This window comes from Amycolatopsis sp. NPDC026612 (genome assembly GCF_040638285.1).
GTDB lineage: Bacteria > Actinomycetota > Actinomycetes > Mycobacteriales > Pseudonocardiaceae > Amycolatopsis.
In genome coordinates this window covers 91,507-104,153 of record NZ_JBEZYB010000002.1, presented here as the reverse complement: position 1 = coordinate 104,153, position 12,647 = coordinate 91,507, and the positions used below count along the sequence as shown (strand labels likewise).

At 70.9% G+C, this 12,647-nt stretch carries 11 protein-coding genes; 7 read left to right on the top strand and 4 right to left on the bottom strand.

Going from position 1 to position 12,647, the window contains the following annotated elements; genetic code table 11:
- Positions 1-38: 38 nt before the first annotated feature.
- Both AB0F15_RS02765 and AB0F15_RS02760 read right to left on the bottom strand, forming a co-directional pair.
- Positions 39-1,466, bottom strand: a complete 1,428-nt coding sequence (locus tag AB0F15_RS02765; protein WP_360264110.1) for a GGDEF domain-containing protein — start codon at positions 1,464-1,466, stop codon at positions 39-41.
- A 282-nt stretch (positions 1,467-1,748) separates the two neighbouring features.
- Positions 1,749-2,963: an MFS transporter gene (locus AB0F15_RS02760; RefSeq protein ID WP_360264107.1), complete on the bottom strand. Its 1,215-nt coding sequence runs from the start codon at positions 2,961-2,963 to the stop codon at positions 1,749-1,751.
- Between the two features lie 336 nt (positions 2,964-3,299).
- Here AB0F15_RS02760 and AB0F15_RS02755 point away from each other — a divergent pair, with 336 nt between their 5' ends.
- Complete coding sequence (locus tag AB0F15_RS02755) at positions 3,300-4,199, top strand: SDR family oxidoreductase (protein WP_360264104.1); 900 nt, start codon at positions 3,300-3,302, stop codon at positions 4,197-4,199.
- Positions 4,200-4,283: 84 nt separating this feature from the next.
- Here the strand turns inward: AB0F15_RS02755 and AB0F15_RS02750 are convergent, their stop codons facing one another.
- Positions 4,284-6,143 (bottom strand): AMP-dependent synthetase/ligase, encoded by a 1,860-nt coding sequence (locus AB0F15_RS02750; protein ID WP_360264101.1) that lies wholly within the window; start codon positions 6,141-6,143, stop codon positions 4,284-4,286.
- Positions 6,144-6,344: 201 nt separating this feature from the next.
- On the opposite strand from AB0F15_RS02750, the gene AB0F15_RS02745 reads away from it, so the two are divergent.
- From AB0F15_RS02745 to AB0F15_RS02720, 6 genes are all read left to right on the top strand, one after another.
- Entirely contained in the window at positions 6,345-7,001 is a 657-nt protein-coding gene (locus AB0F15_RS02745; protein WP_360264099.1) for a transcriptional regulator, read from the top strand.
- A 595-nt stretch (positions 7,002-7,596) separates the two neighbouring features.
- The gene (locus tag AB0F15_RS02740; protein WP_360264096.1) at positions 7,597-10,134 is read left to right on the top strand and encodes a nitrate- and nitrite sensing domain-containing protein; all 2,538 of its coding nucleotides are present in this window, start codon (positions 7,597-7,599) and stop codon (positions 10,132-10,134) included.
- Entirely contained in the window at positions 10,134-10,553 is a 420-nt protein-coding gene (locus AB0F15_RS02735; protein WP_013229428.1) for a roadblock/LC7 domain-containing protein, read from the top strand. Before AB0F15_RS02740 ends, AB0F15_RS02735 begins: the two co-directional genes overlap by 1 nt.
- The gene (locus AB0F15_RS02730) at positions 10,550-10,921 is read left to right on the top strand and encodes a DUF742 domain-containing protein (protein WP_020640886.1); all 372 of its coding nucleotides are present in this window, start codon (positions 10,550-10,552) and stop codon (positions 10,919-10,921) included. The genes AB0F15_RS02735 and AB0F15_RS02730 overlap by 4 nt, the downstream gene beginning before the upstream one ends.
- Complete coding sequence (locus AB0F15_RS02725) at positions 10,902-11,504, top strand: ATP/GTP-binding protein (RefSeq protein WP_004561734.1); 603 nt, start codon at positions 10,902-10,904, stop codon at positions 11,502-11,504. The genes AB0F15_RS02730 and AB0F15_RS02725 overlap by 20 nt, the downstream gene beginning before the upstream one ends.
- Positions 11,505-11,534: 30 nt before the next feature.
- Positions 11,535-12,002 (top strand): NUDIX domain-containing protein, encoded by a 468-nt coding sequence (locus AB0F15_RS02720; protein ID WP_360264093.1) that lies wholly within the window; start codon positions 11,535-11,537, stop codon positions 12,000-12,002.
- On the opposite strand, the gene AB0F15_RS02715 is transcribed toward AB0F15_RS02720, so the two are convergent.
- Entirely contained in the window at positions 11,992-12,639 is a 648-nt protein-coding gene (locus AB0F15_RS02715; protein WP_360264091.1) for an HAD family hydrolase, read from the bottom strand. The genes AB0F15_RS02720 and AB0F15_RS02715 overlap by 11 nt on opposite strands.
- Between the last annotated feature and the right edge of the window lie 8 nt (positions 12,640-12,647).

Genomic DNA, 12,647 nt, shown 5'->3' with positions numbered 1-12,647 from the left:
TCCCCTAGGCTGCCCGTCCGCCGAGGTGCCCGTCGAACTCACCGTTCGGCCGGGGGCGTGAGGCTGTCCCTGGCGAAGCAGACCTGGTCGCGGCCGTTCTCCTTCGCCAGGTAGACGGCGGCGTCGGCGGACTGGAGCAGGCGCTCGAGGGTGTCGCCGTGGCGCGGGTGGCGGGCCACGCCGATCGACGTCGTGCGGTCGGCGATGGTCGCCGGGTCGCCGCGCTTGTCCGTCGTCACGATGTGGAGCTTCGCGATGGCGATCCGGATGCGTTCGGCGGCGTCCCACGTCGCCTCTTCGTCGATGTCCGGCAGCAGAACGAGGAATTCCTCACCGCCGAAACGGCCGACCAAGTCGCTCGGTCTGGTCACTTCGTCGAGGGTTTGCGCAACGGTGCGGAGGACGTCGTCGCCCGCCGGATGTCCATAGGTGTCGTTAATCCACTTGAAGTGGTCGAGATCGACCATCAGCAGGGCCAGTTGATCACCCGATCGAGCAGTGCGTTCGAGTGCCCGCTCCGCCGACTCGGACCAGCCGCGCATGTTGAGAATGCCGGTTTTCGGGTCCGTCCGGACGTCGTTCTGGAGTTGATCGAGTTCCGCGAGGCGATTGAAGACCACGGTGACCACGGCCATCACCGCCACCATCGGCGGGACGGCGGCGAGCAGGATCGCGGTCACCGCGCCGAGGCCGATGGTGATCGCTTCGAGCATGTTGTCGGCCGGACTGCCCAGTACGTTACGAACCGTGCGCCCCGCGGGGGTTCCGAGCAGCAGGACCCCGCCCACGTACGCGATCTGGATCGCTTCGTAGATGGCCCCGGTCACGACGATGGTGCCGAACTCGCGGAGGAAGTCACCCCACCCCGGCCGGCCGAGCAGGTGCGGTCCGATGGCCGTGTACGTGAGGTGGGCGAGCGCGCCGGCGAGGCCGTGGGTGATGGACGAGAATATGAAGTTGTGGGCGGGCCGTCGCGCGATGAACCAGTGCTGCAACCGGATGACGGCGATGACGAAAAGGATGAGCGGTACCGGCAGTATCATCGCGGCGGAAAACGTCCAGACGGCGGTGAGGTCGATCAGCACCGTTTTGGTCCGGTTGCGCCGCCGTTCTTCCTGCCGCTGGGTCAGTTGAATGTGGACGGTGGCGCCTGCCGCCAGTATCGCGAAATTGACCCAGTCGTTTCCGGACGGAATCGGCGAACGGGCGAACGAGACGGCGAGAATCGCGACCGCGACCGCTTCGGCCGCCAGCATGAAGGCCACCTGCACCGGGCGGCGGCGCCAGAGCGCCCAGTTGCCGGGCCAGTACGGATGGCGGACCCCGGCGGTCGCGAGTGGACCACTGGTCGTGGTCGCGGGCGCACCGGTGGTCACGCCCGGTTCCGCGGCGCTTTCCGCCCGCTCCGGTGGCGGGCCGCCCGGTTCGCCCGGCGCGGCCGGGTCCCCGTCCGGTCCTGGATGCAATTGGTCACCTCCTTTCCGGCCTAGTGCCGGTCTTGAGTAATCTCATCGGTACCTGGCAGAGTGTTCACGCATTCCGTAACCGGGTACCATCCCACAGCAACGGATCGGCCAGGTCCCGGAGTAACTGCCGGGAACGCGGCGCAAAAGGTTCTGCGAGACTGTCCCCACATGGAGGTGGCCCCATGAGCAACCGCGACTGGTGAACCATCCGCGAATTGTCGTCCTCGACGCCCGCGAATGCCATTCATGATCTTGGCCGCACCCGGAGGTGGCACCTGCCGCTCATGACGGCCACGGTTGCGCTGCCGCTCCGCTCACCCGGCGCCAGGCGAACGCCACCGGGACGGCCAGCAGCAGGCCCACCGCGCCGGCGAGCGCGATGGTCGCGTCCGCGGACCCGAGTGCCTGCGCGGCCAGCCCGCCCACCCCGACACCCACGCCCTGGGCGACCCGCAGCCCGGTCCGGTACAGGCCGCCGGCGCTGCCGCGGATGTCGTTCGGCACCCACGTGATGAACGTGGCCGACACCGTGATGACGTACGCGCCCGTAGCGCCGGCCAGCGCGAGCAGGATCAGCGCGAACGCCAGGTTCGGCCGCAGCGCGAAGGCCGCCAGCGCGGCCAGCGGGAGTGCGGCCAGCACGCCGAGCAGCTTGCGGCGGCGCTCGGTCGTGACGAACCGCGACAGCAGGAACGTCCCCACGACGAAGCCCAGCGGGTCGGCGGCCAGCAGCCAGCCGACCGCCTGGTCGCCCGCGTGCAGCTGGGCGGCGAGCGGCGCGGCGAGGCCCTCCGGGATCACCGCCAGGCCGACGAGCCAGGACAGGTAGAGCAGCACCCGCAGCCGTTCGTCGCCGAAAACCTGCCGGACGGCGCCGAACCACGGGGCGCCGCCGGTGCCCGCGGCCGGCCGCCGCAGCACCAGCAGCCGCACGGCGACGGCGGCCACCAGGAACGTCAGCGCGTCGATCGCCAGCGCCCACGACGTCCCGATCGTGGTCACCAGCAGGCCGCCGACGGCGAGGCCGGCCAGCATCGCGGTGTTGTTCGTGATCCCGCGCAGGTCCTGGCTCTGCAGGTAGACGTCGTCGTCGGCGAAGACCTCGCGGCCGAGCGCGTTCTGCGCCGCGTTGCCGGGCGCGTTCGCCAGCCGCGCGAGGACGAACAGCGCGAACAGCCAGCCCATGGGCATTCCGGGGAGGGCCATCAGCCCGACCAGCACGGCCTGCGCGAACGAGCCGGTCACGAGCACCGCGCGCCGGGGGAACCGGTCGGCCAGCTGGGACAGCCCGAGCCCGCCGGCGAGCGCGGGCAGGAACGTCAGGGCGTAGACGACGGCCGAGAGCAGCGGCGATCCGGTGCGGTCGAAGGTGAGGATGGCCAGCGCGACGATGGTCAGCTGGTCACCCAGCATCGACTGCGTCTCGGCGAACCACAGCGCGCGGAACTCGCGGTGGGCCAGGACGGCCCGCAGCCGGGGGCTCGCGCGCGTCGTCACCTCGTAACCACCATCCCCCGATCGAGTGAACTGGACCGTCGCATTGTGCCTCTCCGGTGACGACCCCAGCCGGGGGTGTCACGGTCGACCACTGGGAAGCACTCACAGTATGACGCCGGTTACGCGCCGATGTCCCCTGAATGCGAGCCAGTCACCCCCTCGTGACCCGCTCGCGAGTACCTCCGGGCTGATCGAACCGGACTCGCTCGGCGCAGGACGGCGGCCGCTCGTCGTCGTGGCGATGCCGTGTTCGGCCGAATGGGCCAAGACTGGACGGAGAGCCGGCCGGGGTGGGCGGCCCGCGCGCCGTCGGCGCCGCAAAGCGGGGAGAAGACGATGGACGGGTTGATGCAGGGCAAGGCGGTCGTGGTGACCGGCGCCGGGCGGGGCCTTGGCGAGGCGTTCGCGGTGCACGTCGCGCGCGCGGGCGGGTCGGTGGTCGTCAACGACGTCGACGTCGAGCTGGCGGAGCGGACGGCGGAGAACATCCGGGCGCACGGCGGCCACGCCGTGGCCAGCGGGCACAGCGTGGCCGAGGCGGGGGAGGCCCAGGAGATCGTCGACCTGTGCGTCAAGGAGTTCGGCGGCATCGACGGGCTGGTCAACAACGCCGGGCTCAACTACGAGGCACTCCCCTGGGAGGACGACGCCGAGCAGGCGCGGGAGCTCGTCGCGGTCAACGTCCTCGGCGTGGTGAACACCGGGCTGGCCGCGATCAAGGCGATGGTCGGCGCCGGGACCGGCGGCTCGATCGTCAACATCTCGTCGGGCGCTTCGCTCGGGCAGCGCAAGCTCGGCGTGTACGCGGCGAGCAAGGGCGCGGTCGCGTCCCTGACCTACTCCTGGGCCCTCGACCTCGAGGACGCCGGGATCCGCGTCAACGCCGTCTGCCCGCTCGCGCACACGCGGATGGTGTGGAAGTCCGAACGCTCCCTGCGCGCGTGCCCGCCGGACCGCACGCCGTCGCGGATCGCGCCGGTCGTGCTCTTCCTGCTCGGCGACGGCTCCGACGGCATCACCGGCCAGATGATCCGGTGCAACGGCCCGCAGCTGCACATCATGGGCCAGCCGTACCTCAAGCAGCCGATCCTCGAGCGCCCGGTGTGGGACACCGAGACCGTGCAGAAGGCGTTCGACGAGGTCTTTTCCGCCCACCTGGAGAACTACGGCCTGGAGAAGCGCGTCCCGCCGCGGCTGCGCAAGTGGACGGAGACGACCTCGCCCCGGACCGCCTGAGCGGCACTTTCACGTGAAAGCGATCCGGAGGCGGCCCCTCCACGTCACTTTCACGTGAAAGTGCCGGTCCGGAGTGAAGGGAGGTCAGGCGCCTGCGGGTTCGGGGTCGGGGTCGCGGGTCGCCTGGTACAGGCCTTCGATGTCGGCCGAATACCGGTCGTTGATGACCCGGCGCTTGAGCTTGAGCGTCGGGGTCAGCTCGCCGGTTTCGGGCGTCCACGCCTTCGGCAGCACGTGGTAGCGCTTGATCTGCTCGATCCGCGCGAGCCTGCTGTTGGCCGACTCGACCGCGCGTTCCAGCTCGGCCCGCACGGCCGGGTGGTCGGCGAGGTCCTCCGGGGCGGCCTCGACGCCGTTCGCCGCGGCCCAGCCGGGCGCGATCTCGTCGTCGAGCACGATCAGCGCCGTCACGTACGGGCGGTCGTCGCCGATTGCGACGGCCTGGCCGATCAGCGGGTGCTCCTTGAGCAGGCCCTCGACGCGGGTCGGCGCGATGTTCTTGCCGCTCGAGGTGATGATCAGTTCCTTCTTGCGGTCGGTGATCGTCACGAAGCCGTCTTCGTCGATCGTGCCGATGTCGCCGGTGGCGTACCAGCCGTCGGCGTCGGTGGCGTCCTGGATCGTCCCGTCCTCCTGGAGGTACCCGAGGAACACGATCGGCCCGCGCACCAGCAGCTCGCCGTCCTCGGCGACCTTCACCTCGACGCCGTCCAGGGGTTTGCCCACGGTCCCCGCGCGGAAGTCCGAACCGGAGTTGGACGTCGCCGCGCCGGTCGTCTCGGACAGGCCCCAGACCTCGCAGATCTCGATGCCGAGCCCGGCCAGGAAGTAGATGATCTCCACCGGGATGGCGGCCGCGCCGCTGGAGGCGACGAGCACCTTGTCGAGCCCCAGCAACGCGCGGATCGGCGCCAACGCGGCTTCGTCGGTCTGCCGGATCTTCTCGGCGAGCTCTTCGGGCACCGGCTTCCCGGCGCTGCGCAGCTTGTAGCCCTGCTGCAGCAGCTCGTTCGCCTGCAGGAGCGCGGTGCGCCGGTCTTCGGGCACGCCGCCGAGCATGTTCTTGAGCCCGGCGACCATCTTCTCCCACACGCGAGGGACGCCGAAGAAGCTCTGCGGGTGCACCTTGCCGAGCGCCCCGACGACGCCCGCCGGGTCGGCGAGGGTGTGCACGTGCCCCGCCCAGACGATCGGCAGGTAGATCGACAGTTCGCGTTCGGCGATGTGCGCCAGCGGCAGGTACGCGATGTTCGTCGCGTGCATCGGCGGGTGGTGCAGCTCGGTGACCGCGTACGCCTGGTGGATCGCGTTGCGGTGCGAGAGCACGACGCCCTTCGGGTCGCCGGTGGTGCCGGAGGTGTAGATCATGGACAGCGGGTCGTCCGGCTTGATCCCCTGCCACGACCGTTCGAACGCCTCGGGGTCGGCGGCAAGCGCTTCCCGGCCCCGGGCGCGCAGGTCGGCGAAGGAGAGGAAGCGGTCGTCACCGGCCGGGACCGCGGTCTCGTCCAGCAGGACGACGTGCCGCAGCGCCGGGAGATCGTCGAGCACCGGGCGCCAGCGCGCCAGTTCGGTCTCCCCGCCGAGCACCACGACCGGTGCCGCGCTGTGCCGCGCGACGAACCCGATCTGGTCCGGGCTGAGGGTGGCGTAGGCGGTGCACGGGATCGCGGACAGGTGGGTCGCGGCGAGGTCGGCGACGATGTGGTCCGGGCAGCCGGGCGCCATGATCAGCATGCGGTCGCGCGGAGCGAGCCCGAGCCCGGCCAGCCCGCGGGAGATCTCGGCGATCGCCGAGCGGAACTCCCGCCACGTCAGCGTCGGCTGTCCTTCGATGTCGAGCGAGGTGATCGCCGGCAGGTCCGGATATTCGACCGCGTTGCGGTGCAGCAGCCGCGGGATCGTCTGGCCTTCGGTCTGCTCGGCGACGGACGGGGTGGTCAACGCTGGCCTCCTCGGTACTGCGGTTGGCCACACTGTAGGGGCTCCCGGCGCGGGTGGATAGAGAATCGCGGCCAGGTCAAGCGTCCCCGGCAAAACGGACATCCCGGTCAGGTCTCCACGACTGTCCATTGTGTACACGGGCGTCCGCGCGGTAACCGCGCTTCAATGGAGTCGAAGGGGCGACGGATATCAGGGGGCCCGATGACCCGGTCGGCGCGCAAGCTGCTCGAAGAGATCCAGGCCGAACTCGCGCCGCGCGACGGCGACAACCGGCTCGTGCCGCTGATCACCGCCGGCCGGGCACCGCGCGCGGTGTTCGCCGCGCTCGCCGCGGAGGAGAAGCTGATCACGCTCAGCGACTGGCGGAGCTTCCACGCGCTGGCCGCCCGGGCCGACGAGCCGAACGCGCGCACCTTCTTCGGCGGCCTCGCGCCGGGCGAGCAGCAGGCGAACCGGATGCTGGACGCGCTGCTCGCGGCGACTGGTCCAGACCATGGGAAGGAACGGCCACGCGCCGGCTGCCAGGTCTACCCGGCGTACGTCGCCTGGCTCGCGCTGAACGGTGAGCAGGCGGCGACCGCGGCGGGGATCTTCGCGAACTTCGCCGCCTTCGGCCGGTACTGCCGGGACGTCGCCGCCGGCATGCGCGAGCACTACGGGTTCACCGGCGAGCAGTGCGCGTTCTTCGACTTCTTTGCTGCGGACGTTCCGGAAATAGAAGAACAAGCGCTCGCCGCGATCCAGACCGGCCTCGACGCCCGCCGGCTCGACGAGCGCGAGGCGCACCGCTGCGCCCGGCTGTTCCAGAGCTACGAACTGCTGTTCTGGAACACCCTGGCCGACGAGTTCCCGGGCTGACGGACCCCCTCGTCCCGGAACCGGTACCGGGGCCACGCCCCGTGTTCGGACGAGCGCGTTTGCGGAATACCGGGAATTCGGGCTCCCGCTCCGGGGAATCCGTGGCGACGCTCGTGAATCACACGTATTCCGCTTTCCGGCCGCGACGTGGCCCGGATGGAGCGGGGGTGCGGCCGCGTGGGCGCGAGTTCGTGATGTTTGTCACCGAACGAATCGGTGCTGTCGTACGTAGCGGGGCCGCCCCGGGGGTGCGGCCGGGCCCGGGCGCGGTTCAGCCTGCACCCGCTGCGGTGGAACGGAAGTCGCGCTGGGACCGACGTCACGACTTTCGGTGGTGGACTTTCCAAGCGCAGGCAGCAAGTGTGGACGGATCACCGTTCCAAGATCACGTTCTCGCCACGGACTTGACGCGCCCTGGAGGGCTGCCTAACGTCGTCGCGGGCGAAGCAGACCACGGTGATGTTGATCCGGCTGGTCGGAATCCGGGTGTTGACCGCCTCGGGCGACCCGAAACCATGTACTGCCGGAAGGAAAACGGACCCAGGTGAAGCAGATTTCTCTTCGACGCAACCGGGGATCCTCGATTCGGAAGCGCGTGCTCACAATCGCGCTGGTCCCCAGTGTCGCGCTGTTGCTCGTCGGGGTGGCTCTCGCGGGCTACCTCATCTACGACGCCGTCACCGGCCGCGACTACACCAACCGCATCCGTGGCTCCGAGGCACCGTCGATCCCGTTCCTCGCCTCGCTGCAGCAGGAGCGCCAGGCCACTCTGAGCCTCCTCGCGGGCCAGAGCAGCCAGCGCGCCGCGCTGGCGGCCGTCCGGCCGAAGACGGACGAGAACGCCGCGAAGACGATCCAGTACCTCAGGGACAACTTCGCGGACTACGACGACACCCCGCCGAGCGTGCTGAAGAACATCACCACGTTCTTCGGCCTCTACCAGCAGCTGGCACCGAACCGTCAGGCGATCGACGGCGGCCAGATGCAGATCAACCAGGCCTTCGCCTACTACAACAAGATGATCGACCAGTTCACCGACGGCGTGGCCGGGCTCGCGCAGAACGCCCGCGGCGCCCAGAACGCGTTCGACCGGCTGACCGCCATCCCGCTGTTCACCGCGGCCGACGCGATGCAGCGCAGTGACGCGCTCGCCGCCGCCGGGCTGGCCGCGGGCGGGCTGACCAACGACGACTTCCGCGCCTACGTGAGCCAGGTCGGCGCCTACCACGCCCAGCTCGACGCTTCGGCGCCGAAGCTGATCCCCGAGGTCAAGGCCAAGTACGACGAGTTGCTGGCCAGCCAGCCGTGGCAGGTCGTGAACCAGGTCGAGACGGCGTTCCTGCGCGGCGACCTGTCGAAGCTGCCGGTACCCCAGGACCAGTGGCGCACCGCCGCCCGCCAGGTCGGGACCGCGCTGATGGGCATCTTCATCCTGCAGAGCTCGAACGCGAGCCAGTCCGCGATCAACGACGCCGACTCGACGTTCACCGAGTCGCTGATCGCCGGTGTGATCGCCGTGCTGTTCGCGGTCTTCGTGGTGTTCGTCGCCGTCCGGCTGTCGAACCGGCTCATCGGCCGCCTGCACCGGCTGCGCGAGGACACCCTCGACGCGGCCGAGGTCCGGCTGCCCGAACTGGTCGCCCGCGTCCAGGCGGGTGAGCCCGTCGACCTCGAAGAGGGCGGCCACTTCCTCGACCACGGCACCGACGAGATCGGCCAGGTCGCCGACGCGTTCAACAAGGCGCAGCAGACGGCCATCGCGGCCGCCATCGAAGAAGCGAAGATCAAGGAGGGCACCAAGGCGGTGTTCCTCAACATCGCCCACCGCAGCCAGGTCATCGTGCACCGCCAGCTGAAGGTGCTCGACCAGGCCGAGCGCAAGCAGGAGGACCCGGACCAGCTGGACACGCTGTTCCAGCTCGACCACCTCTCCACCCGTGCCCGCCGGAACGCCGAGAACCTCATCATCCTCGGCGGCGGGCAGCCGGGCCGTCAGTGGCGCAACCCGGTCGGGCTGGCCGAGCTGGTCCGCGGCGCGTCCGCCGAGACCGAGGACTTCGCCAGGGTCAAGGCGGCGGTGCTGCCGCAGATCGCCGTCCGCGGCCCGGTCGTCGGCGACCTCGTGCACCTGCTCGCCGAGCTGATCGACAACGCGACGGCGTTCTCGCCGCCGCAGTCGCGGGTCGAGATCCGCGGCAACGTGGTCGGCAAGGGTGTCGTGATCGAGGTCGAGGACCAGGGCCTCGGGCTCGAGCCGGACCAGACCGAAGAGATCAACACGATGCTGGCCGCCCCGCCGGACTTCGGGATCATGGCGCTGTCGGACGAGCCCCGCCTCGGCCTGTTCGTGGTCGCGCGGCTGGCCGCGCGGCACGGCATCCAGGTGCACCTGCGGGAATCGGCCTACGGCGGCACCCGGGCCATCGTCCTGGTGCGCACCGACCTGCTGGCCCCGCTCGCCGAGAGCGAGCCGGAGCAGCCGATCACCCCGCCGAAGCCGGAACTCGTGCCGAACCTGGCCGAGCCGGAGACCACGGTCAACGACGCGGTCGCGCCGCTCAAGCGGCCGGTGCGCCGCCCGGCCCGGCACCGCACCGAGCCGGCCGCCCCGCCGGCGCCGCCGACCGCTCCCGCGGCCGTGACCCCGCCGCCCGCGGACGTGCCTCCGGTGGCCGTCCCGCCCGTGGCCGTCCCGCCGGCGCAGCCGCCGTCCGTGCCGACGCCGGTTCCGGTCGGTGTCGTGTCGGAGCCGGTGAGCCAGCCGACCCAGGCCCAGCCGGTGGTTCCGGTCCGGCCGGCCGCACCGCCCGCCCGCACCTCGCGGCCGGCGCGCCCGGCCGCGCAGCAGCCGGTGTGGCCGCCGCAGGAGCCGCGCGCCGCGACGCCCGAAGGCCGTCCGACGCAGCCGCGCCGCCCGGAGGCACCCGGCCGCCCGCCGCTGCCCCAGCGGCGACGTCAGCAGAGCCTCGTGCCCCAGTTGCGGGAAGACAAGCCCGCACAGGAACGTGAAGAGGTCCGGCTGGACTCGCCGGAGGCCGCCCGGAGCAGGCTGTCCGCCTTCCAGCAGGGCACCCGCCGGGCCCGTGACGAAGAGTTTCCCGAGAACGACGACAGGTACGGAGAGCGCGAGTAATGGTCAACTCAGGCGCCCACGAGCTCGACTGGCTGCTGGACGACCTCGTCAAGCGGGTCGCCGGGGCGGACCGGGCGGTGGTGCTGTCCTCGGACGGCCTGCTCATCGGCAGGTCGGGCAACCTTTCCGAGGAGGACGCCGAACACCTTTCCGCGGTGGCTTCGGCGTTCCAGAGCTTGGCCCGCGGCACCGGGCGGCACTTCGGCGGCGGCAACGTCCGCCAGACGATGGTCGAGATGGATCACGCGTTCCTGTTCGTGACGGCGGCCGGGCGGGGCGCCTGCCTCGCCCTGCTGGCCCGCGAGGACGCGGACATGGGGCTGGTCGCGTACGAGATGAACCTGATGGTGAAGCGGGTCGGTCAGGTACTCACCTCGGCCCCGCGGACCGGCGCCGGCGTCCTGCCCACTTCGCCATGAGCGCACGGCACGAAGCCTGGTTCGACGACGAGGCCGGCCCGCTGGTCCGGTCCTATGCGGTCACGGGCGGCCGCACCCGGTCGGACACGCTCGGGCTCGACCTCATCACGCTCGTGGTCGCCCTGCGCACCGCGCACGAAGCGGGCATGCTCGAACCGGAGTACGCGCGGATCATCGCCCTGTGCCAGCGGCCGGTCTCGGTGGCCGAGGTGGCCGCCCGGGTCGACCTCCCGCTGCCCGTGGTGAAGGTGATGCTGAGCGACCTCATCGAGCAGAACCTGGTGCTGTTCCGTACCGCGGCACCGGCCCAGGAATCCCCCAACCGACACGTATTGCAGGCGGTCCTTGATGGCATCCGGAAACTCTGACCCCCGGCGGAACCTGACCGCGACCGCGGTCAAGGTACTCATCGCCGGCGGGTTCGGGGTCGGCAAGACCACGATGGTCGGTTCGGTGAGCGAAGTGCCGCCACTGCGGACCGAGGAGGTCATCACCACCGCGTCCGAGGGTGTCGACGACCTGTCCGGCGTCGAGCAGAAGACCACCACGACGGTCGCGCTCGACTTCGGCCGCATCACGATCAACCCGGACCTGATCCTCTACCTGTTCGGCACGCCCGGGCAGGACCGGTTCTGGTTCATGTGGGACGAGCTGGCCGAAGGCGCGCTCGGCGCCGTCGTGCTGGCCGACACGCGGCGGCTCGACAGCTGCTTCGCCGCGGTGGACTTCTTCGAACGCCGCAACTTGCCGTTCGTCGTCGGCGTGAACTGCTTCGACGGTGCGTACCGCTACGGCACCGAGGAGGTCCGGCAGGCGCTCGACGTCGGCATGGACGTCCCGCTGCTGCTGTGCGACGCCCGCGAGCGCGAGTCGACGAAGCAGGTGCTGACCAGCCTGATGGAACACGTCATGGCGCGGTCCGACCTCGCCGCCGCGCAGGGCGGCTACTGAGCGGACCGCCGGGTTCGGCAGACTGGCCGGATGGCGGGCAAACGCAGTGCCGGGCTCCTGGTCCACCGCGGGCGGGGCGACGCCGTCGAAGTGCTGCTCGGGCACATGGGCGGGCCGTTCTGGGCGAAGAAGGACGCGGCGGCGTGGTCGCTGCCCAAGGGCGAGCTGGAGCCGGACGAACCGCCCGAGCAGGCGGCGCGGCGCGAGTTCCGCGAGGAGCTGGGCTTGCCCGCGCCCGACGGCGAGTACGTGCCGCTGGGCGAGGTGAAGCAGTCGGGCGGCAAGGTCGTCACGGCGTGGGCGGTCGAGGCCGACCTCGATCCGGCCGAGGTGGTGCCCGGGACCTTCACGATGGAATGGCCGCCGCGCTCGGGCCGGCAGCAGGAGTTTCCCGAGGTGGACCGGGTTTCGTGGTTCCCGGTGGCGGTCGCGCGGGAGAAACTGGTGAAGGGCCAGCTGCCGTTCCTGGACCGGCTGCTGGCGCTGGTCAGCGGCTGAGCAGGGCTTCCAGCGGCTTCGCGGTGAACGACGGCAGCACGACGTCCGCCTGCCCGAAGTCGAGGCTCTCGGTGATCGCGTTCGGCACGGCGACGCACGTCAGGCCGGCGGCCTTGGCGGAGGTGACGCCGTGCGGGGTGTCTTCGAAGGCGATGGTCTCGCCGGCGTCGGCCCGGAGTGCGTCCAGGGCGGCGAGGTAGAGGTCCGGAGCGGGCTTGGCGCGGTGCCGGTCGCCGGTGAGCACGGCGTCGAAGTACCCGGCGATGCCGAGCCGGTCGAGGTGCGGGAGCACCCAGCCCCCGGACGAACTGGAGGCGACGGCCATCTTGAGGCCGTGCGCCCTCGCGGTCTCCAGGTAGCTTCGGACGCCTTCGCGCGGGCCGAGCGTCTCGAGCAGTGCGTGGACGCGCGCCTTGGTGACCGGCCGCAGCGCTTCGGGGTCGATGTCCGGGGCGTGTTCGGCGAGCAGGGCGAACATCGCGGGTGTGGTGTGCTGGGTGCCGATGACGGCGTACCAGGCCGCCAGCGGCAGCTCGGTCCCGTGGTCGCGGAACATCTCCTGCCACGCCTGCAGGACGGCGGACTCGGTGTCGGCGAGCGTGCCGTCGAAGTCGAAGACCAGGGCGCGGGTGGGCACGCGTGCAC

What these genes read in the sequence shown, in the direction of transcription:
- AB0F15_RS02755 (WP_360264104.1), top strand. Translation starts at nt 3,300, where the DNA reads ATGGACGGGTTGATGCAGGGCAAGGCGGTCGTGGTGACCGGCGCCGGG.
- AB0F15_RS02745 (WP_360264099.1), top strand. Translation starts at nt 6,345, where the DNA reads ATGACCCGGTCGGCGCGCAAGCTGCTCGAAGAGATCCAGGCCGAACTC.
- AB0F15_RS02735 (WP_013229428.1), top strand. Translation starts at nt 10,134, where the DNA reads ATGGTCAACTCAGGCGCCCACGAGCTCGACTGGCTGCTGGACGACCTC.
- AB0F15_RS02730 (WP_020640886.1), top strand. Translation starts at nt 10,550, where the DNA reads ATGAGCGCACGGCACGAAGCCTGGTTCGACGACGAGGCCGGCCCGCTG.
- AB0F15_RS02725 (WP_004561734.1), top strand. Translation starts at nt 10,902, where the DNA reads ATGGCATCCGGAAACTCTGACCCCCGGCGGAACCTGACCGCGACCGCG.
- AB0F15_RS02720 (WP_360264093.1), top strand. Translation starts at nt 11,535, where the DNA reads ATGGCGGGCAAACGCAGTGCCGGGCTCCTGGTCCACCGCGGGCGGGGC.